Source organism: Vreelandella subglaciescola, assembly GCF_900142895.1.
GTDB lineage: Bacteria > Pseudomonadota > Gammaproteobacteria > Pseudomonadales > Halomonadaceae > Vreelandella > Vreelandella subglaciescola.
Genome location: NZ_LT670847.1, coordinates 73,372 through 97,222, shown reverse-complemented (window position 1 = coordinate 97,222; position 23,851 = coordinate 73,372). Strand labels below are relative to the sequence as shown.

General features: G+C 59.7%; 22 protein-coding genes. 8 read left to right on the top strand and 14 right to left on the bottom strand.

The features are described 5' to 3' along the window. Positions 1-36: 36 nt before the first annotated feature. The 4 genes from asd to leuC form a co-directional block, all read right to left on the bottom strand. Positions 37-1,149: an aspartate-semialdehyde dehydrogenase gene (gene asd / locus B5495_RS00445; RefSeq protein ID WP_079550375.1), complete on the bottom strand. Its 1,113-nt coding sequence runs from the start codon at positions 1,147-1,149 to the stop codon at positions 37-39. 84 nt (positions 1,150-1,233) lie between these two features. After that, complete coding sequence (gene leuB, locus B5495_RS00440; protein ID WP_079550373.1) at positions 1,234-2,319, bottom strand: 3-isopropylmalate dehydrogenase; 1,086 nt, start codon at positions 2,317-2,319, stop codon at positions 1,234-1,236. Positions 2,320-2,337: 18 nt separating this feature from the next. Continuing rightward, the gene (gene leuD / locus B5495_RS00435) at positions 2,338-2,997 is read right to left on the bottom strand and encodes a 3-isopropylmalate dehydratase small subunit (protein WP_079550371.1); all 660 of its coding nucleotides are present in this window, start codon (positions 2,995-2,997) and stop codon (positions 2,338-2,340) included. 3 nt (positions 2,998-3,000) lie between these two features. Beyond that, positions 3,001-4,452 carry a 3-isopropylmalate dehydratase large subunit gene (leuC, locus tag B5495_RS00430; protein ID WP_079550369.1) on the bottom strand — a complete coding sequence of 484 codons (1,452 nt, stop codon included), beginning with the start codon at positions 4,450-4,452 and terminating at the stop codon, positions 3,001-3,003. 257 nt (positions 4,453-4,709) lie between these two features. Here leuC and B5495_RS00425 point away from each other — a divergent pair, with 257 nt between their 5' ends. Together B5495_RS00425 and B5495_RS00420 are read left to right on the top strand one after the other, a co-directional pair. Further along, positions 4,710-5,630, top strand: a complete 921-nt coding sequence (locus B5495_RS00425; protein ID WP_079550367.1) for a LysR family transcriptional regulator — start codon at positions 4,710-4,712, stop codon at positions 5,628-5,630. Further along, positions 5,627-6,892, top strand: a complete 1,266-nt coding sequence (locus B5495_RS00420; protein ID WP_079550365.1) for a dicarboxylate/amino acid:cation symporter — start codon at positions 5,627-5,629, stop codon at positions 6,890-6,892. Before B5495_RS00425 ends, B5495_RS00420 begins: the two co-directional genes overlap by 4 nt. Before the next feature lie 27 nt (positions 6,893-6,919). On the opposite strand, the gene B5495_RS00415 is transcribed toward B5495_RS00420, so the two are convergent. Continuing rightward, positions 6,920-7,543, bottom strand: a complete 624-nt coding sequence (locus B5495_RS00415; RefSeq protein WP_079550360.1) for a hypothetical protein — start codon at positions 7,541-7,543, stop codon at positions 6,920-6,922. 116 nt (positions 7,544-7,659) lie between these two features. Between B5495_RS00415 and B5495_RS00410 the strand changes: the two genes are divergently transcribed. Beyond that, positions 7,660-8,970, top strand: coding sequence for a hypothetical protein (locus tag B5495_RS00410; RefSeq protein WP_079550358.1), 1,311 nt, complete (start codon positions 7,660-7,662; stop codon positions 8,968-8,970). Positions 8,971-8,991: 21 nt separating this feature from the next. On the opposite strand, the gene B5495_RS00405 is transcribed toward B5495_RS00410, so the two are convergent. After that, positions 8,992-9,492 (bottom strand): zinc ribbon-containing protein, encoded by a 501-nt coding sequence (locus tag B5495_RS00405; protein ID WP_079550356.1) that lies wholly within the window; start codon positions 9,490-9,492, stop codon positions 8,992-8,994. 185 nt (positions 9,493-9,677) lie between these two features. Here B5495_RS00405 and leuS point away from each other — a divergent pair, with 185 nt between their 5' ends. The 5 genes from leuS (at position 9,678) to B5495_RS00380 (ending at position 15,472) form a co-directional block, all read left to right on the top strand. Beyond that, positions 9,678-12,275, top strand: coding sequence for a leucine--tRNA ligase (gene leuS / locus B5495_RS00400; protein WP_079550354.1), 2,598 nt, complete (start codon positions 9,678-9,680; stop codon positions 12,273-12,275). Further along, on the top strand, positions 12,272-12,781 hold the full coding sequence (locus B5495_RS00395; RefSeq protein WP_079550352.1) for an LPS-assembly lipoprotein LptE: 510 nt from the start codon (positions 12,272-12,274) through the stop codon (positions 12,779-12,781). Before leuS ends, B5495_RS00395 begins: the two co-directional genes overlap by 4 nt. Further along, positions 12,778-13,836 (top strand): DNA polymerase III subunit delta, encoded by a 1,059-nt coding sequence (gene holA / locus B5495_RS00390; protein ID WP_079550350.1) that lies wholly within the window; start codon positions 12,778-12,780, stop codon positions 13,834-13,836. The genes B5495_RS00395 and holA overlap by 4 nt, the downstream gene beginning before the upstream one ends. A 222-nt stretch (positions 13,837-14,058) precedes the next feature. Continuing rightward, the gene (locus tag B5495_RS00385) at positions 14,059-14,448 is read left to right on the top strand and encodes a PA2779 family protein (RefSeq protein WP_079550348.1); all 390 of its coding nucleotides are present in this window, start codon (positions 14,059-14,061) and stop codon (positions 14,446-14,448) included. Continuing rightward, positions 14,426-15,472, top strand: a complete 1,047-nt coding sequence (locus tag B5495_RS00380) for a PA2778 family cysteine peptidase (protein ID WP_079550346.1) — start codon at positions 14,426-14,428, stop codon at positions 15,470-15,472. Before B5495_RS00385 ends, B5495_RS00380 begins: the two co-directional genes overlap by 23 nt. 78 nt (positions 15,473-15,550) lie before the next feature. Here the strand turns inward: B5495_RS00380 and nqrM are convergent, their stop codons facing one another. The 8 genes from nqrM to B5495_RS00340 form a co-directional block, all read right to left on the bottom strand. Further along, positions 15,551-15,811, bottom strand: coding sequence for a (Na+)-NQR maturation NqrM (gene nqrM / locus B5495_RS00375; protein ID WP_079550345.1), 261 nt, complete (start codon positions 15,809-15,811; stop codon positions 15,551-15,553). Positions 15,812-15,982: 171 nt separating this feature from the next. Next, positions 15,983-17,215, bottom strand: coding sequence for an NADH:ubiquinone reductase (Na(+)-transporting) subunit F (nqrF, locus tag B5495_RS00370; RefSeq protein WP_079550343.1), 1,233 nt, complete (start codon positions 17,213-17,215; stop codon positions 15,983-15,985). Positions 17,216-17,285: 70 nt separating this feature from the next. Next, the gene (gene nqrE, locus B5495_RS00365; protein WP_079550341.1) at positions 17,286-17,903 is read right to left on the bottom strand and encodes an NADH:ubiquinone reductase (Na(+)-transporting) subunit E; all 618 of its coding nucleotides are present in this window, start codon (positions 17,901-17,903) and stop codon (positions 17,286-17,288) included. Between the two features lies 1 nt (position 17,904). Continuing rightward, positions 17,905-18,573, bottom strand: coding sequence for an NADH:ubiquinone reductase (Na(+)-transporting) subunit D (locus tag B5495_RS00360; protein ID WP_079550339.1), 669 nt, complete (start codon positions 18,571-18,573; stop codon positions 17,905-17,907). 2 nt (positions 18,574-18,575) lie between these two features. Then, positions 18,576-19,385, bottom strand: coding sequence for a Na(+)-translocating NADH-quinone reductase subunit C (locus B5495_RS00355; protein ID WP_079550337.1), 810 nt, complete (start codon positions 19,383-19,385; stop codon positions 18,576-18,578). Continuing rightward, positions 19,385-20,611 carry an NADH:ubiquinone reductase (Na(+)-transporting) subunit B gene (locus B5495_RS00350; RefSeq protein ID WP_079550335.1) on the bottom strand — a complete coding sequence of 409 codons (1,227 nt, stop codon included), beginning with the start codon at positions 20,609-20,611 and terminating at the stop codon, positions 19,385-19,387. Before B5495_RS00350 ends, B5495_RS00355 begins: the two co-directional genes overlap by 1 nt. Next, positions 20,611-21,960 carry a Na(+)-translocating NADH-quinone reductase subunit A gene (locus B5495_RS00345; protein ID WP_079550333.1) on the bottom strand — a complete coding sequence of 450 codons (1,350 nt, stop codon included), beginning with the start codon at positions 21,958-21,960 and terminating at the stop codon, positions 20,611-20,613. Before B5495_RS00345 ends, B5495_RS00350 begins: the two co-directional genes overlap by 1 nt. Before the next feature lie 280 nt (positions 21,961-22,240). Then, positions 22,241-23,722 (bottom strand): glyceraldehyde-3-phosphate dehydrogenase, encoded by a 1,482-nt coding sequence (locus B5495_RS00340; RefSeq protein ID WP_079550331.1) that lies wholly within the window; start codon positions 23,720-23,722, stop codon positions 22,241-22,243. Positions 23,723-23,851 lie beyond the last annotated feature (129 nt).

The window sequence follows — 23,851 nt, the reverse complement described above, 5'->3', positions numbered from 1 at the left end:
ATGTACCTGCGTTGCGATGTACGGACTCGCGTGAGGTTATTGCTCGCGCAGAATACCCAGCATACGCTTGATGGGTTCCGCCGCGCCCCAGAGAAGCTGGTCGCCGACGCTGAACGCCGAGAGGTATTCACCGCCCATGGCAAGCTTGCGCAGCCGACCTACCGGCACCTGCAGCGTGCCGGTGATGGCCGACGGCGTGAGTTGCTCGATGGTGGCATCTTTCTCGTTGGGCACAACGCTGACCCACTCATTGTGCTTGGCCAGACGGTCTTCGATTTCATCCAGCGGCACGTCCTGCTTGAGCTTGATGGTAAACGCCTGACTGTGCGAGCGCATCGCGCCGATACGCACGCACAGGCCATCGATGGGAACGGGGTTGTTCTCGAGCCCCAGAATCTTGTTGGTTTCAGCGCCGCCTTTCCACTCTTCGCGGCTCTGGCCGTTGTCCAGCTTGCTGTCGATCCACGGCAGCAGGCTGCCGGCCAGCGGTGCGCCGAAGTTATCGGTGGGGAAGCTGCCGCTGCGCATGGCCGCAGTGACTTTGCGGTCGATGTCGAGAATCGCGCTGGAGGTATCCTTGAGCTCTTCACCGACGCTATCGCGCAGCCCGCCCATCTGATTGAGCAGCTCGCGCATGTGCTTGGCACCCGAGCCCGAGGCCGCCTGATACGTCATGGAGGTCATCCACTCGATCATATCGGCTTCAAACAGGCCACCCAGCCCCATCAGCATCAGGCTGACGGTGCAGTTACCGCCGACGAAGGTCTTGGCGCCACTGGCCAGTTGGGCGTCGATAACGCCGCGGTTGACCGGGTCGAGCACGATGGTGGCATCGTCGGCCATGCGCAGGGTGCTGGCCGCGTCGATCCAGTAGCCTTTCCAGCCGCCGCTGCGCAGATCGCCGTAGACGGCCTTGCTGTAGTCGCCACCCTGGCAGGTGATGATCACGTCAAGCGCTTTCAAGTCGTCGAGCGCGAAGGCGTCTTTCAGTGCAGGAACGTCCACGCCGATATCGGGGCCGGGCTGGCCGACCTGGGAGGTGGTGAAAAACACCGGCTCGATGCCGTTGAAATCACCGTCTTCGAGCATCCGCTGCATCAGCACGGAGCCCACCATACCGCGCCATCCGACAAAACCGACTTTCAACATGAAAAGTCCTCCAATAAAAATGTGCCGCCATTATACACGATTGCGCAGCCTGTTTTTTTGGCGGCCGCACTGCCGGTTCGACTATCAGGCCGACTGACGGGCAAAAGCCTCAAGCACGGCATCGCCCATAGCATCGGTGCCGATGGCACTGGCGCTGTCGGCAGTCAGATCGGCGGTGCGCAGGCCGTCATCCAGCACCTTGCCCACGGCGTTCTCGATGCGCTCGGCCATGGCGTTTTCGTCCAGCGAATAGCGCAGCATCATGGCCACCGAGAGCATCATCGCCAGCGGGTTGGCCAGGTTCTTGCCGGCAATATCCGGCGCGCTGCCGTGGCACGGTTCATACATGCCCTGCCCGGATTCGTTGAGCGATGCCGACGGCAGCATGCCGATCGAGCCGGTGAGCATGGCGGCGGCGTCGGAGAGAATATCGCCGAACATGTTGCCGGTGACGACCACGTCAAACTGCTTGGGCGCGCGTACCAGCTGCATGGCGGCATTATCGACGTACATGTGCGAAAGCTCGACGTCGGGATATTCCGGCGCCAGCCGCTCCATCACTTCGCGCCACAGCATGGTGACTTCTAGCACGTTAGCCTTGTCCACCGAGCACAGCTTCTTGCTGCGCTTTTGCGCCATCTCAAACGCCACGCGGCCAATGCGCTCGATTTCCGATTCGCTGTAAACGTAGGTGTTGTAGCCCACGCGCTCGCCGTTGCGCTCCTCAATGCCCCGGGGCTGGCCAAAGTAAATGCCGCCGGTAAGCTCGCGCACGATCATGATATCCAGCCCCGAAACCAGCTCGGGCTTGAGGCTTGAGGCATCAGCCAGCTGCGGGTACAGCAGCGCCGGGCGCAGGTTGCCGAACAGGCCCAGGTTTTTGCGCAGCCCCAATAGCCCTTTCTCCGGGCGCTTGGACAAGTCTTCGATGCTATCCCATTTAGGCCCACCCACCGCGCCCAGCAGTATCGCATCGGCCGCTTTGGCCTTGTCCAGCGTGGCGGCCGGCAGCGGCTCACCGTGGGCATCGTAGGCCGACCCGCCAACCAGCGCTTCTTCGACCTCGATATCCAGCCCCGCCTTTTGGCAGGCTTCCAGCAGACGCGCTGCCTGAGCGGCAATTTCCGGGCCAATGCCGTCACCCGGCAGTAACAGTACGTTGCGTGTCATGAAGCGTCCTTTAATGTCTTAAGCGCTGGTTGAAGCATTATCGCGGAACAGCCACGGGCGCTTGGCGCGGTGACCGACTTCAAACTCGCGAATGGCGTCTTCGTCCTGCAGGGTGATGCCGATGTCGTCAAGCCCTTCCAGCAGGCAGTGCTTGCGAAACGCATCGACGTCGAAGCTGAGCTGTTCGCCGTCGGGCGTGGTGATTTGCTGGCGCTCCAGATCCACGTCCAGCGCGTAGCCTTCGTTGGCCTCAACGGCCTTGAACAGGCGATCCACGGTGTCTTCGTCGAGCACCACCAGCAGCAGGCCGTTCTTGAACGCGTTGTTGTAGAAGATATCGGCGAAACTTGGCGCAATCACCACGCGAAAGCCGAAGTCTTCAAGCGCCCAGGGCGCGTGCTCGCGGGAGCTTCCACAGCCGAAGTTGCGCCGCGCGAGCAGCACTTCAGCATTTTGATAGCGCGGCTTGTTGAGCACGAAATCCGGATTAACCGGACGATTGGCGCAGTCCTGCCCGGGCTGACCTTCATCCATATAGCGCAGCTCGTCAAACAGGTTGACGCCAAATCCGGTGCGCTTGATCGACTTCAAGAACTGCTTGGGAATAATCAGGTCGGTATCGACGTTGGCGCGGTCAAGCGGCGCGACCGCGCCTTCAAAACGGGTAAACTTTTTCATGGCTCAGGCCTTTTTCGCGTGGCTGACATCATTGGCGGGCAGGCGACGCACATCCACAAAGTGACCGGCAATCGCGGCGGCGGCGGCCATTGCCGGGCTGACCAAATGGGTGCGCCCGCCGTAGCCCTGACGGCCTTCAAAGTTGCGGTTGGAGGTCGAGGCGCAGTGCTCGCCGGCGCCGAGTTTGTCGGCGTTCATTGCCAGACACATCGAGCAGCCCGGCTCGCGCCATTCAAAGCCCGCGTCGATAAAGATCTTGTCCAGCCCTTCTTCTTCGGCCTGACGCTTGACCAGCCCCGACCCCGGCACCACCATCGCCAGCATGATCGTATCGGCGACTTTCTGCCCCTTGGCCACGGCGGCGGCTTCGCGCAGGTCTTCGATGCGCGAGTTGGTGCACGAGCCGATGAACACCTTGTCGAGGCGGATATCGGTGATTTTCTGGTTGGCTGAAAGCCCCATGTACTCAAGCGCGCGGGTGTGGCTGGTGGCGATGGTGTCGTCCGCTGCCGCGTTGGGGTCGGGCACCTCGCCGGAAATACCGGTGACCATCTCGGGGCTGGTGCCCCAGCTTACCTGCGGTTCGATGTCGGCGGCGTCAAACGTCACGACCTTGTCGAACGCGGCGTCGGCGTCGGACACCAGCTCGCGCCAGTCGGCCACGGCGGCGTCCCACTGCTCGCCTTCAGGCGAGTACGGGCGGTTGCCGATGTAATCGATGGTGGTGTCGTCAACGGCGATCATGCCCACCCGGGCGCCGGCTTCGATGGCCATGTTGCACACCGTCATGCGACCTTCCATGGACAGCCCTGCGATGGCGCTGCCGGCAAACTCGATGGCATGGCCGGTGCCGCCGGCGGTGCCGATCTTGCCGATAATCGACAGCACCACGTCCTTGGCGGTAACGCCGGTGCCCAACTCGCCTTCCACGCGCACCTGCATGTTTTTCATCTTCTGTGTCAACAGGCACTGGGTGGCCAGCACGTGCTCGACTTCGGAGGTGCCGATGCCGTGGGCCAGCGCGCCAAACGCACCGTGGGTGGCGGTATGGGAATCGCCGCAAACCACCGTCATGCCGGGAAGCGTCGCGCCCTGCTCGGGACCCACCACGTGGACGATACCCTGGCGCGGATCGTTGATACCGAACTCGACAATGCCGTATTCACTGCAGTTATCGTCCAGCGTCTGCACTTGAATCAGCGAGATCGGGTCCTTGATGCCTTTATTACCCTGGGCGCGCTCGGCAAGCGTAGTGGGCACGTTGTGATCGGTGGTGGCGAGGTTGGTATCCAGCCGCCACGGCTTGCGGCCGGCAAGGCGCAAGCCCTCGAACGCCTGCGGAGAAGTGACTTCGTGGAGCATGTGGCGGTCGATGTAAACCAGCGCGGTGCCGTCGTCGCGCTGCTTGACCAGATGCTGTTCCCAGAGTTTGTCATAAAGCGTTTGAGCTGCCATGTTCTCTCCCGGGCGGATGCCCTATATAACGCATTGCGGTCTTTTATAGCTTCATTCTTTTATAACGCGATATTTTACAACTTCTCATTAACAATAATTCAATAAAATTATTTTTGTATAAAAGATGTGTATAACTTACGCTTCTCATGCACCCGCAGGACAGGCGCTATGGTGTAACCTCTACCGGCAATGCTACCCTCCGCGAAGATAAATGCAATTCATGTTATTTATGGTTTGGATTCCTTAAAGGAATAGCAATGGATACCCAAAGCCTCCAGGCCTTTCTGGCCGTGGCCAACTGCCAAAGCTTCTCACGGGCAGCGGAGCAGCTGCACCTGACCCAGCCGGCCATCAGCAAACGTATTGCGGTGCTGGAAAATCAGGTCAACAGCCGGCTGTTTGACCGCATAGGCCGGCGTATTACCCTGACCGAGGCCGGCCAGCTGCTGCTGCCCCGGGCGCAGCATATTTTGCTGGCAGTGGACGACAGCCGCCGGACCTTGGCCAATCTTTCCGGCCAGGTCGGCGGGCAGCTAAGTCTTGCCACCAGCCATCATATCGGCCTGCACCGCTTGCCGCCGCTGCTGAGGCGCTATACCCAGCACCATCCCGACGTACACATGGCGCTGCGCTTTCTGGACTCCGAACAGGCCTATCAGAGCGTGCTTGACGGCACGCTGGAAATCGCCATTGTCACGCTGGCTCCCGAGCCACACGAACAGCTTGAGGTTGTGCCGGTCTGGGTGGATCGCATGTGTTTTGTCTGTGCGGCGGATCACCCGCTGTGCCACGTACCTGCGTTGACGCTTGCCGAGCTGTGCCGGCACGCCAGCGTCCTCCCCGGTGCCCAGACCTTCACCCGTGCGCTTCTGCGCCGGCGGCTGGAGCGCTACGGGCTGGAGCTTGAGGCCAGCATGGCGACCAACTATCTGGAAACCTTGAAAATGATGTGTAGCGTGGGGCTTGGCTGGAGCCTGTTGCCCGAGAGCATGATCGACCACGAACTGGTGTCGCTTGACGTTGACACCCCGCCGCTGTACCGCCCGCTGGGCTATCTGGTGCATAAAAACCGTACGCTATCCAACGCCGCCCGCCGCCTGATTGCAGAGCTTGAACAGGCGCGGGAAAGCAGCGCGATGCGCTGGGTCACCTTTACCAAGCAGGAAACCACACCATGACGTTATGGACTCAGACACCATGGAAAACCTATCGCGATACGCCGCTGGTGCTCAAAATGGCGGCGGGCTTTTTGCTGGGCATCGCCACAGCGCTGATTTTTCGTGAGCAGGCCGCGCTGCTCAAACCGCTGGGCACCCTGCTGATTCATCTGCTGAGCCTGATTGCCATTCCGGTGATTTTTCTCACGGTGGTGCTGGCCGTCAGCCAGATGAACCTCCCCCAGCTGGGCAAAATGGGCGGCAAGCTGCTGCTGTATTACCTCACCACTACCGCGCTGGCGGTGCTGATTGGCGTGTCGCTGGCGCTGTTCTTCAACCCCGGCGAAGGCATTACGCTGCCCGACGCTTCGGTCGATAAACCGGATATCCCGCACTTTTCCGACATTCTGCTGCAAATCGTCCCGCGTAATCTCTTCGCCGCGTTTACCGCCGGCGATCTAATGGCCATCCTCTTCGTCGCGATTATCATCGGCATGGCGGTGTCGACGATGCTGTTTTCCAGCGATGAAAAAATGCGCGATCACGGCGCGATACTCGACCGTTTCTTTACCGCCATGAACGAAATGTTCTACCGCCTGCTGAACGGTATTTTACTGTATGCGCCCATCGGCGTCTTTGCCATCAGCGCCTCCACGTTTGGCAGCCAGGGGTGGGCGACGCTGAAGTCGCTGCTGTATTTTACCGGCGTGTTTTACCTGGGGCTGATCGTTCTCTGGAGCGTGGTTTATACCGCCTTTATCAGCTTGTCCCGGCACTCAGTCGGGGCGTTTTACAAAAACATTCGTGAAGCATTCACCACGGCGTTTTTTACCTCCAGCAGCATTGCCACCCTGCCCATTGCGATTAAAGCGGCTAAAAAGGCCGGCGTGTCGGAAAAAACCGCCAATTTCTCCCTGCCCCTCGGCGCTATCTTCAACTCCGACGGTGGCGCTCTGCGCATGGGCGTATCGCTGGTATTTGCCGCTAACATTACCGGACTGGATCTTTCTTTCAGCGGCTTTGTGATTATCGTGGTGATCGGCACGCTGCTTTCGGTGGGCACCGCCGGCGTGCCGGCGGCGGGGCTGGTCACGCTTTCCGCCGTACTCAGCATGTTCGGACTGCCGCTTGAAGTGGTCGCGCTGATCGCCGGCGTCGATGCGCTGATCGGCATGGGCGGCACTGCGCTCAACGTCACCGGCGATATCGTCGGCGCTGCGGTGGTCGATGATGAAAAGCCGGCGACGCGCGAAAAAAGCGTGCCTGAACCGCTGACGGACTAACGGCCGCCTGATCGCCCAGCAGCCAGATCAGGCGCCGGTATCCTTGCGTAACAGCTTACCCTCGGTGAAGTCCTCAAAGGTAGGGATCGCCACGCTGCCCTCGATCTTGTCACCGCTGGTTTCAGCGGGCGAGACCGTCGGGTTGGAGGGATACTGCTCGCCGTCGTAGCGCAGGCGGGCATAGCTGCCCGATTCTCCGCCGCCGCTGACCGCCACGCCCAGATCATGCCAGCCGTGGGTGCTAGCCTCAGCGACAATCACCGGCGGGCGCGTTAGCGTGATCTCAGCCACCAGCGTTAACTCTTCCGCTTCGCGGCTGAACACCAGCGTTTCGCAGCCGCCGCTGCCGCACACCTGCGGGCCGACGATATGCACAATCACTTCGGGGGTGCCGTCATCGTTCAAGTCCTCTTCGGCCTGAAAGTAGCGCACCTCACCCAAGTAGTCGGGATAGCGCGCCAGCAATGTCTGTTTGAGCGCCGTGGCGCCCCCAGGATCAGCGCTCGCTGATTCAACTTTTTCGGCGCTCTCGGCCTGCTCGGCGCCGCTGCTCGCCTGCTCCTCGTCGGGCCCATTCTCAGACGTACAGCCCGCCAGGCTCGCGGCTAGTACGCTAGCGCCCAGCCACTGGTAGATGGATTTATCCCACATGGTTTGTCCTCTGTGTACTGTCGTGAATGGCGGCCAGCATCATAGCATCCGTGCTGCGCTGGCTTTCACCGGGCGTTGCCGTTAGCCTGCCGGTGGTTTTTTTCAGGAAAGCGACCATGCACGAAAGTACCCCACGCCAGCGCATCGCGGGCGGCTTGATTCTGCTCGCGCTACTTTTGCAAATTGCCGGTTTCAGCGGCGTTATCAACACCACTTACGCGGTGAGCTATGGGCTGTGGCTTGCCGTGGTGCTGCTGTGGCGTGACATTCCGCTGCGTTCGCGGCGTCAGGCCGGCGTGCTGATCGCGCTGGGCATTGGCATGCTGCTGGTGGCACGGTGGGGCTACGGCGCCCGCGTTGACTGGCCGGGCATATTCACCCGCAATGCCTTCGTGGTGGCCATGCTGGTGGGCGTGAGCTTTATTGCGCTGATTGGCACCCAAGGCAACCGGCGCACTGAAGGGCAGCGCGTTACCGGCACCGGCGGCGTGCTGCGCACCTGGCTGGGGGTGCATTTTCTCGGCACGATTTTAAATCTCTCCGCGGTGTTTATGGTGGGCGACCGATTGTCCCGGGAAAAGCCGCTGTCTACGCCCCAGCTGCTGGCGCTCAACCGCGGTTTGTCTAGCGCCGCGCTGTGGTCGCCGTTTTTCGCGTCGATGGGGGTGGTCATCGCGCTGGTGCCCAACATGCAATACGGCTACGTGGCGCTGGCCGGGTTTCCGCTGGCCATGGCCGCAGGGCTGATCACCACCCTTGAGCTGCGTCGACGCTTCGACTTGACCGAAGTCGAGGGCTTTTCGCTGGCGCCCCAAAGCCTGCTGATGCCGCTGTGCATGGCCGCACTGGTGATGCTTTTTCACTTCTGGCTGACCCCGACGCTTTCGATCGTCGGCATTATCACGTTTTTGCTGCCCACCGTGGCGCTGGCCTTCAACCTGTCCCAAGGCCCCGTTTATGCGCTGCGCCGGATTCACCAGCACAGCATGACGCGGCTGCCGGCCATGCGCGGGGAAATTTCGCTGTTTCTCGCCGCCGGGCTTTTCACCCTGGGGCTTTCTACGCTGGTGGACGCCGCGACTCAGGAACAGTGGACGCTGTTTGCCCACTTCGGCACGCCCGAGGCCATGATGAGCTTTGTGGTGATTGTGCTGAGCGCCATCATCGGGCTGCACCCGATTATCGGCGTGTCCACGCTGGCGTCCATTCTTGCCCTGGAAGGCAGCGAACAAACGCTGTTTGCCTTTGTCGCGCTGGCGGCCTGGGCGGTGGGCACCGCCGTGGGGCCGCTTTCGGGGATTAACCTGTCATTGCAGGGGCGCTACGGCACCAGCGGCTATTATCTGATGAAGCACAACCTCGGCTACGCCGCGCTGATGAGCACGCTCGCCCTGATCGCCATCGCCGTGCTCGCCGCACGGCTGTAAGACGAGCGTGATACAAGGCCGTTAGTGCATCCGGGAAAAATAGCGGCTTCCGCACTGGTGGCAAGGCTCCAGCAGCTGTACCCGCTCAAGGGTGACTTCGGCGTCGCAGTGTACGCAGGCCATCTTGCCGGGAACCGCCATTTCCCCTTCGCAGTAGTCGGCGCGGGCGGCCTCCAGATCCTCGTCGAAGCGCTCGCGCTCGACCACGCTGCGGTCGGCAATGGAAAGCAGCGATTCGCTGACGCGGCGCGACAGATACCCCAGATCAATGCCCAACCATTCGGCCACTTGCCGGCCAGTACCGCCGAGATAGCCGCGCATGTCGCGCAAATCGCGCTCGACCCAGGCGCGCAGCAGCGCCAACTCGTCCTTGGTGTACTCGGAAAGTTCGCCTTCAAACTCGACCGCGTCATCCAGATCTTTCTGCAGGTTTTCCCAGGTCAGCTCGTTGGCGCCGTCTTTCAAACGTTCCAACAGACGCTCGTAGCCTTCGCGCAGACGGTTTTCGTTGTGCTTTTCCATGACGTTCTCCTTTTCCGCATGTTCGGCTGCGGCGTTGTCTTCGGCCCGGTGCGGATAAACCCCGCTTGCCGTTCAAGGTTACACCTTCATAGGATACAATCGAGCCAACGCTCTGACATTCGACTTTTATCATTCACTCTCGGCCCGGCATTTCGGGCGAGCAGCCCAAGGCATGACATAAACCGATGGACGCACATTACAGCCCTTGTGAGATTGAACGCGACGCCCAGCAGTACTGGAACCAGAATCAGTGCTTTAAAGCCGTAGAGGATGCCAACCGCGAAAAGTTCTACTGCCTTTCGATGTTCCCCTACCCCAGCGGCAAGCTGCACATGGGCCACGTGCGTAACTACACCATTGGCGACGTGGTCTCGCGCTTTCAGCGCATGCAGGGCAAAAACGTCATGCAGCCCATGGGCTGGGACGCCTTCGGCATGCCCGCGGAAAACGCCGCGATTCAAAACCAGGTGCCGCCGGCCAAGTGGACCTACGACAACATCGACTACATGCGCCGCCAGCTCAAGGCGCTGGGCTTTGCCTACGATTGGGACCGCGAGTTTGCCACCTGCGACACCGGCTATTACCGCTGGGAACAGTGGTTTTTCACCAAACTGGTGGAAAACGGCATGGTTTACAAGAAGATGTCCACGGTCAACTGGGACCCGGTCGATCAGACCGTGCTCGCCAACGAACAGGTTATCGACGGCTGCGGCTGGCGTTCCGGCGCGCCGGTTGAGCGCCGCGAAATCCCGCTGTGGTTCCTGAAAATCACCGACTACGCCGATGAGCTGCTGGCGGAGCTGGATCACGTCGAGTGGCCCGAGCAGGTCAAGACCATGCAGCGCAACTGGATCGGCAAATCCCGCGGCGTCGAGCTGACCTTTGCCATCAAGGATACCGACGGCGGCGAGTGCGAGCCGCTGGCGGTGTACACCACGCGCCCGGATACGCTGATGGGCGTGACCTACGTCGCCGTGGCCGCGGACCATCCGCTGGCCAAAAGCGCCGCTGAAGGCAACGCTGAGCTTGCCGCTTTCCGCGAGGAGTGCGCCAAGGGCGGCACCTCGGAAGCGGAAATGGCCACCAAAGAGAAAAAGGGCATGGCCACCGGGCACACCGCCATTCACCCCCTCACCGGCAAGACCGTGCCCGTCTACGCGGCCAATTTCGTGCTCATGGAGTTCGGCACCGGTGCGGTCATGGCCGTCCCCGGCCACGACCAGCGCGACTGGGAGTTTGCCACCGAGTACGGCCTGCCCATCACGCCGGTGATCGCCAATGCAGAAGGCAATGCGCCGGACCTTTCCGGGGGCGCGTTTATCGAGCACGGCAAGCTGATCAACTCGGGCGATTTTGACGGCCTTGAGTTTGACGCCGCCTTTGACGCCGTGGCTCGCGCACTGGCCGAACAGGGTCGCGGCGAGGTTAAAACCAACTACCGCCTGCGCGATTGGGGCGTTGCCCGCCAGCGCTATTGGGGCGCGCCGATTCCGGTGAAATACGGCCCCGAAGGCCAGACCGTACCGCTCACCGATGACGAGCTGCCGGTCGCGTTGCCGATGGACGTTACCGTGGACGCCTCGGGCTCGCCGCTGAAGAAAATGCCCGAATTTTCCGACTTGGGCGACGGCTGGACCCGCGAAACCGACACCTTCGATACCTTCATGGAATCGTCGTGGTATTACGCGCGCTTCTGCTGCGCGGATAACACTGAGGCCATGCTCGACGAGCGCGCCAACTACTGGCTGCCGGTGGATCTGTACATTGGCGGTATCGAGCACGCCATCCTGCATCTGCTTTACGCGCGCTTCTTCCATAAGCTGATGCGCGATTTCGGTCTGGTGGACTCCGACGAACCCTTCCAGCAGCTGCTCACCCAAGGCATGGTGATCGCCGAAACCTATTACCGCCCCACTGCCAACGGCGGCAAACAGTGGTTCAACCCCGCGGACGTCGAGGTCAAACGCGACGAAAAGGGCCGGGCGATCAGCGCGATTCTCCCCGACGACGGCCAGCCGGTAGTCGCCGGCGGCATCGAGAAAATGTCCAAATCGAAAAACAACGGCGTTGATCCGCAGTCAATGATCGACAGATTCGGCGCCGACACCGTGCGCCTGTTCATGATGTTCGCCGCGCCGCCCGAGCAGTCTCTGGAATGGTCGGACTCCGGCGTTGAGGGCGCACACCGCTTCCTGAAACGCCTGTGGCGCCAGGTGCACGAGCACGTAGACGCCGGCACACCGGCGGCGCTGGACAGCGTCACGCTTAATGAAGCGCACAAGGCGCTGCGGCGTAAAACCCACGAAACCATCAACAAAGCCAGCGACGATATTGGCCGACGTACCACGTTCAATACCGCCATTGCTGCCGTCATGGAGCTGTCCAACACGCTCGGGCGTTTCACCCACGAGACGGGCACGACGACGCCCGCCGATCTGGCCGTTGCCCGCGAAGCGCTCGACACCTGCGTACTGCTGCTCGCCCCGATTACGCCCCACCTCTGCCACGCGCTGTGGCAACATCTGGGTCACGACGAGCCGGCTATCGACGCCGTCTGGCCGGTGCTCGATGAAAGCGCGCTGACCCGCGACAGCATCGAGCTTGTGGTGCAGGTCAACGGCAAGCTGCGCGCGCGCCTTGCCGCCCCGGCTGATGCCAACAAAGCCGCCGTTGAGCAGCTAGCCATGGACGACGACAACGTCAAGCGCCACATCGACGGAAAAACCGTACGCAAGGTGATCGTGGTGCCCGGCAAGCTGGTTAATATCGTGGTGAGCCCATGAATACCCAGCGGCCAGGCCGCCGCGCCTTTATCGGCGCGGCGTTGACAGCATCAGCGGCGGTTATGTTAAGCGGCTGCGGCTTTCATCTGCGTGGCCGCGACAGCCTGCCGACGCTGCCGGCCTTCGCGCTTGAAGGCGATACGCAAAGCGATCTTGGCCAGGCGCTGGCCCAGCTGCTGCACACGCGTGGCAGCGGCATCCGTGAAGATGCCCCCTGGCGGCTGACGCTCAGTGCGGTCGAGATGCATAACCGGCGCCTGGGCGGCGACGGCCGTGGCAGTCGCGAGCACGAATTTACCTTGAGCGCCCGGGTATCATTGCAGCAGCGTGTTGATCAGGCCTACGTGTGGAACCGCGAATCGATCAGTAGCGCCACGCGGCTGCGCGTCAGCGATGACGACTTGCTCAACCGCGATGTGCTGATTGATGAAGCCCGCCGGCAGCTGTCCAAGCAGTTGGCCGAGCGCATCATCGAGCACCTGGCAAGCGTCGAGGCGCTACGGTGAAGGTTTTTGCCGACCAGCTTCCCGGCGCGCTCGCCAAGCGATTGCCTCAGGCGGTCATCGTCGCCGGCGACGAACCGCTGCAGCACCGCGACGCCTGCGATGCGGTGCGCGCAGCGGCGCGTCAGGCGGGCGTGGAAGAGCGCGAAGTCATCGACGTAGAGCCCAACTTTGCCTGGGGGAAGCTGCTGGAAGTGGCCGGCAACCTCTCGCTTTTCGCCACGCGAAAACTAATCGAGGTGCGTCTGGGGCGTCAAAAGCTGGGCCAGGATGGCGCCAAGGTGCTTGGGCAGTACGCCGAACAGCTGGCTCACAGCGATGACGTCTTGCTCATCAGCATGGGCAAACTCGATGCCAGACAGCAAAAAAGCGCCTGGTTCAAGGCGCTGGATAAAAACGGTCTGTTTGTGCCGGTATGGCCGGTGGATGCCTCGCGGCTGGGCTTTTGGCTACGCGACCGCGCCCAACGCCACGGCCTGCAGCTGAATATGGACGCCGCACGCCTGCTGGGTGAGCGCACCGAGGGCAACCTGCTGGCCGCCGATCAGGAGTTGCAGAAACTTGCGCTGATCTTGCCGGCCAACGCCCGTGTCAGCGTTGAAGACATCGCCCAGGGCGTGGAAGACAGCACACGCTTTGACGTGTTCAACCTGGCAGACGCCTGCCTGAAAGGCGAAACAACGCGTGCCTCGCGGATTGTCTACGGGCTCAAAAGTGAAGGCGTTGAAGCGCCAATCGTGCTCTGGGCACTGGGACGGGAAATGCGCACGCTGCTTTCCCTCCATCAGCATCTGGAGCAGGGGCAAAGCTTCGAGCAGGCCTGCAAGGCACAAAAGCCGATGATCTTTGACCGCCGCCGCCCGGCGTATCAAAGCGCCGTTAAACGCCTGCCCATGCGCCGGCTGCACAAACTTCTCCTTATGGCACAGCGGCTGGACCTGGCCGTCAAGGGCGCCTCTCCGGTACCGCTGTGGCAAGGCCTTCACGATCTGGCCCTGACGCTTGCCGGTGGACGCGGCCTGCTGGCTGAAGCCGCCTGGACATACCGGCTGCATTAAAGCGCCTCACGAGTTACTCAACGCTACAAACATGGCGCTTTAATGCACAAGGAAGCCTTAAATACGCCGGGGTTTCTTCCTATACTAAGGCCGATGCTGGCACCGCCTTCTTTTACCCGCGATTTTGCGAAAGCATGGCGCCAACGCGGCTTACCTGACGCATAACGCCCACTCCACCAATAACGCTAAATCAACAACTGTTATCAACAAGGGAAAATAACCATGCCTTATCTTCGTCGCTACGTAGCCATGCTGCTGATTGCCATATTGATGATCAGCAGCCTGCCCGTGGCCGCCGCCCAGACGGCCGGTCTCGTCACTACCCAGTCAGCCCTCCAGGCCGATACGGTCAGCAGCGACCGTGAACGCATCAACGACGTTCTGGCCCGCGCCGATGTACAAGACCAGCTGCTGGCTCAGGGCGTAAGCGTTGATCAGGTTCAGGACCGCGTTGCCGCCCTGAGCAATGCCGAGGTCAGCCAGATGGCCGACCAGCTTGATGCCATGCCCGCCGGTGCGGGCGGTGTTATTGGCGCCCTGTTTGCCGTTTTCGTGATCCTGCTGGTAACCGATATTCTGGGCCTGACCAATGTCTTCCCGTTTACCCGCTAAACGCACATTGCGCCACCGCCGTCAGCAAAACGCCCGCCCCGCGGGCGTTTTGCTGTGTTGTGCCCTGCTGGCCGTGCTATTGAGCGGCTGCGCCGCAAGCCCCGCTCTGCGCGATAGCAGCTACCAAACGCTGCCTGCGCACGTTGAGCTTGAGGGCGTGCCGTTTTATCCGCAGGAAAAGTATCAGTGCGGCCCAGCCGCGCTGGCGACGGTGCTCAATTACTCACCGGCGACGCCGAACGCAGCCTGGACGGCCACGCCCGCATCTGCCGAAAAAGCTGAGAAGGATGGCGCCAGAGACGCTGAAATCAGCGTCAGCAGTCTGATTCCCCAGGTCTTTATTCCCGGCCGGGACGGCAGCGTACAGCCGGAAATGCTGGCCACCACGCGCCGCCACCAACGCATCGCGTTTCCCATCCGCCCCACCTTTGATGCCTTGCTTGGGCACGTCGCCGCCGGCGACCCGGTGGTGGTCATGCAGAATCTATCGCTTCCCGCCTGGCCCATGTGGCACTACGCGATTGTAATCGGCTATGACCTGCCCGACGAAACGCTGATCATGCGCAGCGGCGAGATCCGTCGGCACACGCTATCGTTTGGCCGCTTTGATGCCACCTGGGCGCGCAGCAAACGCTGGGGGTTCGTGCTGGCAAAGCCAGGACGTATCCCCAATGGCGTTACCGCCAAGCGCGCCGTCGATGCCATCAGCGACTACGAAACACAGCATGGTGCCAAAGCCGCGCTTTCAAGCTGGCAGGCACTCGTCGCCGCGCAGCCGCAAAACGCCATGGGCTACTTCGCGTTGGGTAACGCCTACTATGCGCTTGATAAGCCGGAAAAAGCCGCACAGGCGTTCAAGCGCGCCACCGCTGCCGACGATACGCTGGGCGTGGCCTGGTTGAATCTGGGGCTTTTATACAAGTCACAAGAGAAAAGCGACAAGGCTCGCGAGGCCCTTGAAAAAGCTGCCGCGCTGCCCGGTGCATGGCAGGAACAAGCGCGCACCGCGCTTGACGCGCTGTAGCGCTATCATACAAGTGCAGCTACAAAAAAAGCCCGAGCGTAATAGCTCGGGCTTTTTTGCATAGCAGCGGGTGATCATCTAACGGCGAGCAATGTTATAGCCCAACCCCGCTCCACGACCTTCATCACTTTGCCGGCGGGCGCTAACGCCTTGGCGCTTGCGGTTTTCTTCTTCGCAAACGTCATCTTTGCCGCCGCAGATATCGCAGCCGTCTTTCAACCCCAGCTGATTCAAGCCGCCGCAGGAGCCGGCGATGGGCTTGCGCCCCATCAGCACACCGACCGCCATTGCGGTCATTACCAACAGCATGAAACCTAATGCCAGTAGCCAGATTGTCATTGCTAATACCTCTTGGACGCGGATGTAATGAGCATAACACTCAGGCCGTCTACCTCATTGACAACGGCGCCATCCGTAAGTGCCATTATCATAAAGTACAGGCAAAAACACAAACGGGGCTGACCGCATCGGCCAGCCCCGCGGGCGTTTGCACAAATAATAACTTATACGCTAGCCGCCGAAATCATCCAGCATGATGTTTTCCGGCTCTACCCCAAGATCAAGCAGCAGCTTGACGACCGAGGCGTTCATCATGGGTGGCCCGCACATGTAGAACTCGCAATCTTCCGGCGCCGGATGGTCCTTCAGATAGTTTTCGTACAGCACGTTATGAATGAAACCGGTCGGTCCTTCCCAGTTGTCGGCATCCTGCGGGTCAGACAGCGCCAGGTGCCATTCAAAGTTGTCGTGCTCATCTTCCAGCTTGTCGTACTCTTCGTTATAGAAGGTCTCGCGCCAGGAACGCGCACCGTACCAGAAGCTGATCTTGCGTTTGGTATCAAGACGCTTGAGCTGATCGAAGATATGGCTGCGCATCGGCGCCATACCCGCGCCACCGCCGATGAAGATCATTTCGGCATCGGTGTCCTTGGCAAAGAACTCGCCGAACGGCCCCATCACCGTCACCTTGTCGCCCACCTTCATGTTGAACACGTAGGTCGACATCAGACCCGGCGGGTGGCTGGTGCCCGGCGGCGGCGTGGCCACACGAATGTTGAACTTGAGGATGCCCTTCTCTTCCGGGTAGTTAGCCATGGAATAGGCACGGATGACTTCCTCGTTGTTCTTATGCGCAACATCGAAGAGGTTAAACTTCTTCCAATCGCCCTGGTAGTCTTCGTCGATATCAAAGTCAGCGAATTTGATATCGTAGGGCGGTGCGACAAGCTGCACATAGCCACCGGCGCGGAAAGCGACGTCTTCGCCTTCGGGCAGCTTGAGATTAAGCTCCTTGATGAAAGTAGCAACGTTATGGTTGGCGACAACCTCACATTCCCACTTCTTCACCCCGAAGACCTCTTCAGGCACTTCGATCTTCATGTCCTGCTTCACCGGCACCTGGCAAGAAAGACGCCAGCCCTGCTTTTTCTCGCGCATGGTGAAGTGGGATTCTTCGGTCGGCAGAATGGAGCCACCGCCTTCTTCCACGCGACATTTACACTGCGCGCAGGAGCCGCCGCCGCCGCAGGCAGACGACAGGAAAATGCCGTTTGCCGCCAGCGTATTCAAGAGCTTGCCGCCGGCCTGGGTGCTTAACTTGTGCTCAGGGTCGCCGTTGACCTCAATGGTCACGTCTCCGCTGCTCACCAGTCTGCTTCGGGCTGCCAGAATGATCACCGTCAAACTGATGACGATGACCGTGAACATGACAACACCGAGCAAGATGACAAATATATCAACCATGTCGGTTTCCTATTGCTGAAGGTTGTTCCGATTCCGGCGGCGCCCTGGCGCCGCCAGAAAAACCGCTGCGTTAAAGCTGAATGCCCGAGAAAGACATAAAGCCAAGCGACATCAGCCCCACCGTGAGGAAGGTAATACCCAGCCCTTGAAGGCCGGCCGGCACGTCGCTGTACTTCAGCTTTTCGCGAATACCGGCAAGCGCGGCAATCGCCAACGCCCAGCCTACACCTGCGCCAAAACCATACACCACGGACTCGCCGAAGTTGTATTTGCGCTCCACCATGAACAGCACACCGCCCAAGATGGCACAGTTAACGGTAATCAGCGGCAGAAACACGCCCAGCGCGTTGTAAAGCGCGGGCACGTACTTGTCCAGAAACATTTCCATGATCTGCACAAGCGCAGCAATCACGCCGATATAGCTTAAAAGCCCCAGAAACGAGAGATCAATGTTCTCCGTTCCGGAAATGCCTGTCCACGTTAACGCACCTTCCTGCAGCAGATAGGTATACACCAGGTTGTTGACCGGCACGGTGATCGACAGCACCACAATCACCGCAATACCCAGCCCCAGCGCCGATGACACCTTCTTTGACACAGCGAGAAACGTACACATGCCAAGGAAGAACGCCAACGCCATATTCTCGACGAAAATCGCTTTCGCCAAAAGGCTCAGATAATGTTCCATGTTACACGGCCTCCTTCGGCTGAGTGTTTTCCTTCATCTGGAATTCGTTCTCTTCAACCTGATCGGGGTTGATCGAACGCATTACCCAAATTAACAGGCCGATAACAAAGAACGCCGACGGTGGTAGCAGCAGCAAGCCGTTACCGACATACCAGCCGCCGTCCTGCACGGTTTGCAGTACGGTAAAGCCAAAGACGCTACCCGAGCCCAAAAGCTCGCGGACAAAGCCCACGAACATAAGGACGAAGCCATAGCCCAAGCCGTTGCCCACGCCGTCGAGGAACGAAAGCCCCGGCGAGTTGGACATCGCAAAGCCTTCGGCGCGCCCCATCACGATGCAGTTGGTGATGATCAGGCCGACAAACACCGACAGCTGCTTGGACATCTCATAGGCGTAGGCCTTGAGGATCTGATCCACCACGATAACCAGCGACGCGATGATGGTCATCTGCACGATGATCCGGATCGACGACGGGATGTGGTTACGAATCAGCGAGACAAAGAAGCTCGACAGCGAGGTCACAAAGATAACGGCGAATGTCATTACCAGTGAGAGCCCCATGCTGGTCGTGACCGCTAGTGCAGAACAGATCCCCAGAATTTGCAACGCAATGGGGTTGTTTTGAAAGATCGGCGTCAACAAGACGCTTTTAGGAGTGACGTCTGCCATGGTTAGGCTCCTTCGAATTCACGTTCGCCGTCGGCGTTTTGCGCCTCATTCTGGCTCACGCCGCTGCGAAACTTAGCCAGATATTCACCGAAACCTTCCGAGCTCAACCAGAACTGAAGCATGTTCGTCACCCCGTTACTGGTCAGCGTAGCGCCCGACAGTGCATCGACTTCATGTTCACCGCTGGCACTTTTAGACAGGTGAATCTCCGGTGACAAGCTGCCCTTGTCGTCGTAGATTTTCTTGCCTTCCCAGAGTGCCTGCCAGCGCGGATTATTCACCTCACCGCCCAGCCCCGGCGTTTCGCTAAGCTCATAGTAGGTGATACTGATAATGGTATTGCCATCACCCTTCACCGACAAGAAGCCGCGCATCACCCCCCACAGGCCCTGGCCACGAATCGGCAGCACAATCTGATCGGGATCATCAGGATCACCTACCAAGTACACGGTGGCGTAGTTTTCTACGCGGGAGAGACCGGCGATATCCGTTTTACCGGAGAGCGTGCGGCCTGTCGCCGGATCGCTAGCGGCTTCGAAGCTATCAAAGGTCTCAGGGTCGAACTCGTCGGTATAGTCGCCGGTTTGCATATCGACCACGCGCGCGTTCATTTGCTCGCTAAACACGCTTTCCACGTCTATGCCCGGCTCGTTGAACCCGGCCACGTTAAGAACGTTGGTCTTGCGATCCAGCTCTTGGTTGAGCTGCTGCTGTGGGCGCAGCGCTACCGCCGCCGTGGAGACAATCACGGAGCAGACGATACACAGCACAAACGCCACAAGCAGCGTCTTTTTGGTCGAGTTATTACCCATCAAGCAGTCTCCTCGGCCGGCACGCCAACGCGCTTGACGCGACGTTTGATGTTGGCCTGGACAAAGAAATGGTCAATCAGCGGCGCAAACAGATTGGCAAATAGAATCGCCAACATAATGCCCTCGGGGAAAGCCGGGTTTACCACACGAATCAGCACGGTCATAAAGCCAATGAGGGCGCCGAAAATCCAACGCCCCTGATTGGTCATGGAGGCCGACACCGGGTCGGTCGCCATAAACACCATGCCGAAAGCAAAGCCGCCCACCACAAAGTGCCAGTACCAAGGCATGGCAAACATGGGGTTGGTATCAGAGCCAATCAGGTTGAACAGCGTACTCGTCGCGATCATGCCCAAGCACACCCCAAGCATGATGCGCCAAGAGGCAATCCGCGTCCATAGCAGTACGATAGCGCCGAGCAAGATAGCAAAGGTGGATACTTCACCGACCGAGCCGGGAATAAAGCCCCAGAACGCGTCCCACCAGCTGACGGAAGACGTCAGTTGATTCATGCCGTTTTGAAAGGCCATAGACAGCGCAGTAGCGCCGGTATAGCCGTCAGCGGCTACCCAGATCGAGTCGCCGGAAATTTGCGCAGGGTAGGCAAAATACAAAAACGCGCGAGCCGTTAGCGCCGGGTTCAGGAAGTTCTTGCCGGTACCGCCAAACACTTCCTTGCCGATCACCACGCCAAAGGTAATGCCCAGTGCGACCTGCCACAGCGGAATCGTTGCCGGCAGAATCAGCGCGAACAGGATCGAGGTGACGAAGAAGCCTTCGTTGACCTCGTGGCCGCGCTTCATCGCAAACAGCACTTCCCAAAAGCCACCCACCACAAAAGTGATGAAATAAATCGGCACGAAGTAGGTCGCCCCGAGCACAAGGTTAGCCCACAGGCTGTCGGCGTTGTGCCCTGAAGACAGCGTCATCATCAGCGCTTCACGCCAGCCCTCCATGGAAACGGAGCCGGCGTCGATAGCGCTGTTGGCCTGAAAACCTGCGTTCCACATACCGAAGAACATGGCCGGAAAGGTGCATAGCCAGACAGTGATCATCATGCGCTTGAGATCAATGCCGTCGCGGATATGCGCGGTCGTCTTGGTCACACTTGGCGGCGTGTAGAGCATCGTGTCTACCGCTTCAAACAGCGGGTAGAACTTTTCGTACTTGCCGCCCTTGTGAAAATGCGGCTCGATATTATCGAGCGTTTGTCGAATACCCATCATCAGGCCTCTTTCTCGATCATGGTGAGGTTGTCACGCAGGATGGGGCCGTACTCGTACTTGCCGGGGCAAGCGTACGTGCAAAGCGCCAGATCCTCTTCATCCAGCTCCAGACACCCAAGCTGCATGGCAGCCTCAATGTCGCCCACGATCAGCGAACGCAGCAGCTGAGTCGGCATGATATCCAGCGGCATTACCGTCTCATAAGCGCCAATCGGCACCATGGCGCGCTCCGACCCGTTGGTTGAGGTCGTCGGCGCGTAGTTGCTCAGCCCCTTAATCTTCGACAGGTAAATTCCCATCACCGAGTGGCGCTCACTCCCCGGAGACAGCCAGCCCATGAAGAGGCGTTTGTTGCCCTCTTCCAGCAGGCTGAACTGGTTGTGAAAACGCCCGGCATAGCTCAGGTTGCCTTCGGCGGCAAAGCCGGAGAATACCGAGCCGGAAATCACCCGCGTGTCGTCGGGTTGAATAACTTCGTTGACGAGAAGCTCATCGGTGTTGGCGCCAACGCGAGTGCGCAGCAGGCGCGGTTTTTCAGCGCGCGGCCCGGTGACAGCCATGATGCGGCTGACGTCGAGCTTGCCCTCGGCAAACAATTTGCCCATGGCAATCACGTCCTGATACCCGATATGCCAAACGTGCTTGTGCAGGGCGACCGGCGACAAATGATGAATATGCGTGCCGACAAGCCCTGCCGGGTGCGGTCCGGAAAAAGCTTCCGAAGTCACGCCATTAACATCACCGCCGGGGATCGAAGCGTCTTTTCCGGTGCACAAGTACACCTTGCCTTCGGTCAGGCGGGCCAGCACCTTCAGCCCGTCTTCAAACGCCTCGGGCGCTTCGTTGATGATCACCGCAGGATCCGGGCTTAGCGGATGGGTATCTACGGCGGTCACGAAAATATCGGCAGGTTTGCTGTCTGGTGCCGGCGTACGCGAGAACGGGCGCGTGCGCAGCGCTGTCCAGAGACCGGAATCCACCAGCTGGTCAACGACCGTCTGGCGTTCCAGGCTCTCGATGGCACTGCGCTCATGTGCCGTGAAAGACACGGCCTCTTCGTTCTCATCGACTTTGATCACAACAGACAGCAAACGACGCTTTTCGCCGCGGTTAATAGCGACAACCTCACCGGCCGCGGGTGCCGTGAAGCAAACCCCCGCAATTTTCTTGTCAGTGAAAAGCAATTGGCCTAGTTTGACCTTATCCCCAACCTTTACTTCCATGGTCGGCCTCATGCCGACATAGTCAGTGCCCAGGATGGCCACGTGGCGCACCGGCTGCGCATCCGCAATGCGCAGCTCCGGCGCCCCCGCGATGGGGAGATCCAGGCCTTTTTTGACTTCGATCATAGTCTCGCCCAGTTGATGGATCGGATATACGAAGATAAGGGGTTCGAAAGGGTTCGAATTCTTATTTTCCGCGTAGTTTATTACCAGTCGGGCCCGAGGCGTACTCGAACCACCCCAAAATTCCACCGTATTATAAAGATAAGCGCGGCCAATGGCCACATCCGTCCTGTCTCCCAAAGGTGGTATATACGCACGTCGTTTGTCCGTGTACGAATAAAAATCCATGCAAAACGCCACCCGAAGGTGGCGTTAAAGGGACAGCGCAGCGCTTGGCGCCGCCTTATCTATTTTTTTCGTGGGGCAGTTTCAAAAAATTGACGTGAGAAATATGCTGCAGCAGGCGAATGACCTGGCAGCTATAGCCAAATTCGTTGTCATACCACAGGTAGACCACCGCGTGATTGCCGTTGGCGATTGTCGCCTTGGCATCAACGATGCCGGCCTTGCGATTGCCCACAAAATCTGACGACACCACCTCCGCGGAATCAACAAAGTCGATCTGCTTCTGATACGCCGAGTGGATCGACATGCCGCGCAGGTAATCGTTGAGCGACTCGGCATCAGTGCTCTTCTCAAGCGTCAAGTTGAGAATGGCCATGGAAACGTTAGGCGTGGGTACGCGAATGGCGTTACCCGTCAACTTGCCGTCAAGCTCGGGCAGCGCCTTGGCCACGGCCTTGGCCGCGCCGGTCTCGGTCAGCACCATGTTGAGCGCCGCACTGCGCCCGCGACGATCGCCTGCATGATAGTTATCGATCAGGTTCTGGTCGTTGGTGTAGGCGTGCACGGTTTCCACATGGCCAGTGGCCACGCCGTACTCGTCGTTCAACACCTTGAGTACCGGCACAATCGCGTTGGTGGTGCACGAGGCCGCCGACAAAATACGATCTTCCTCACCGATATCAGCGTGATTCACGCCGTACACGATATTTTTGATGTCGCCCTTGCCCGGTGCGGTCAACAGCGCCTTGGCCGCGCCGCGGCATTCAAGGTGCTGACCCAAGCCGGCCTCGTCGCGCCAGATGCCGGTGTTATCCACGATCACGGCGTTATCGATACCGTAGTCGGTATAGTCGATATCGCTCGGTGAATCAGCGTAGATCACCTGAATCATGTTGCCGTTGACGGTCAACGTGCGCGCCTCGGCGTCCACGTCGATGGTGCCTTCAAACGGGCCGTGCACGGAGTCACGGCGCAACAGGCTCGCGCGTTTTTCAAGATCTTTGGCGACATCGCCGCGACCACGCACCACGATCGCCCGCAGGCGCAGTAAATTGCCGCCGCCGGCCTTCTCGATCATTACCCGCGTCAGGAGACGGCCAATACGGCCAAAGCCGTAAAGCACCACGTCCTGAGGCTCGCCGGTGCTGACGCCGGGCTGGTAGCCATCAATTATTTCGCCCAATTCCTTACGCAGGAACGTCTCCACATCGGCGCCGCTCGGCTCTTCAATGCTCTGACGCTTGAGCAGCACCGCCAGCTTGCCCACGTCCACGTGAGCCGGCCCCAGATTGAGCTCAACCATCGCCCGAATGATGGGGAGCGTGTCGTCCACGGTAAGCTCGGTGCCTTCGATTTCGCGCACAAAGCGATGGTCTTTCAGAATCCGGATCACCGACTGCTTGATCAGCGAACGACCGAACATGGTGGCCACGACGTTATTTTGACGGTACAACAGCCCCACCAGCGGAATCATCTGCTCGGCAAGGGCTTCGTTGCTCTGCCATTCCTGAAAAATATTATCAAGCGTTGGCTGACTCACGTGCGACCTCTCTGGGTAATGAAGGAAGAAGTTGGTGCGCCGCATTATCCTGACCTGACGCCCGTACCGCAATCACTGGATGGTCGCAGCCGCTGTAGGCGGGCTACAACAGCCACGCTTTACTCAGCT

Bases quoted from the DNA above. Each gene is read 5' to 3' on its own strand.
- B5495_RS00415 (WP_079550360.1), bottom strand. From the start codon at position 7,543: ATGTGGGATAAATCCATCTACCAGTGGCTGGGCGCTAGCGTACTAGCC.
- leuB (WP_079550373.1), bottom strand. From the start codon at position 2,319: ATGACACGCAACGTACTGTTACTGCCGGGTGACGGCATTGGCCCGGAA.
- B5495_RS00405 (WP_079550356.1), bottom strand. From the start codon at position 9,492: ATGGAAAAGCACAACGAAAACCGTCTGCGCGAAGGCTACGAGCGTCTG.
- B5495_RS00395 (WP_079550352.1), top strand. From the start codon at position 12,272: ATGAATACCCAGCGGCCAGGCCGCCGCGCCTTTATCGGCGCGGCGTTG.
- B5495_RS00420 (WP_079550365.1), top strand. From the start codon at position 5,627: ATGACGTTATGGACTCAGACACCATGGAAAACCTATCGCGATACGCCG.
- asd (WP_079550375.1), bottom strand. From the start codon at position 1,149: ATGTTGAAAGTCGGTTTTGTCGGATGGCGCGGTATGGTGGGCTCCGTG.
- leuC (WP_079550369.1), bottom strand. From the start codon at position 4,452: ATGGCAGCTCAAACGCTTTATGACAAACTCTGGGAACAGCATCTGGTC.
- B5495_RS00360 (WP_079550339.1), bottom strand. From the start codon at position 18,573: ATGGCAGACGTCACTCCTAAAAGCGTCTTGTTGACGCCGATCTTTCAA.
- leuD (WP_079550371.1), bottom strand. From the start codon at position 2,997: ATGAAAAAGTTTACCCGTTTTGAAGGCGCGGTCGCGCCGCTTGACCGC.
- B5495_RS00345 (WP_079550333.1), bottom strand. From the start codon at position 21,960: ATGATCGAAGTCAAAAAAGGCCTGGATCTCCCCATCGCGGGGGCGCCG.
- B5495_RS00425 (WP_079550367.1), top strand. From the start codon at position 4,710: ATGGATACCCAAAGCCTCCAGGCCTTTCTGGCCGTGGCCAACTGCCAA.
- B5495_RS00355 (WP_079550337.1), bottom strand. From the start codon at position 19,385: ATGGGTAATAACTCGACCAAAAAGACGCTGCTTGTGGCGTTTGTGCTG.
- B5495_RS00410 (WP_079550358.1), top strand. From the start codon at position 7,660: ATGCACGAAAGTACCCCACGCCAGCGCATCGCGGGCGGCTTGATTCTG.
- nqrM (WP_079550345.1), bottom strand. From the start codon at position 15,811: ATGACAATCTGGCTACTGGCATTAGGTTTCATGCTGTTGGTAATGACC.
- B5495_RS00350 (WP_079550335.1), bottom strand. From the start codon at position 20,611: ATGATGGGTATTCGACAAACGCTCGATAATATCGAGCCGCATTTTCAC.
- nqrE (WP_079550341.1), bottom strand. From the start codon at position 17,903: ATGGAACATTATCTGAGCCTTTTGGCGAAAGCGATTTTCGTCGAGAAT.
- B5495_RS00380 (WP_079550346.1), top strand. From the start codon at position 14,426: ATGTCTTCCCGTTTACCCGCTAAACGCACATTGCGCCACCGCCGTCAG.
- nqrF (WP_079550343.1), bottom strand. From the start codon at position 17,215: ATGGTTGATATATTTGTCATCTTGCTCGGTGTTGTCATGTTCACGGTC.
- leuS (WP_079550354.1), top strand. From the start codon at position 9,678: ATGGACGCACATTACAGCCCTTGTGAGATTGAACGCGACGCCCAGCAG.
- B5495_RS00385 (WP_079550348.1), top strand. From the start codon at position 14,059: ATGCCTTATCTTCGTCGCTACGTAGCCATGCTGCTGATTGCCATATTG.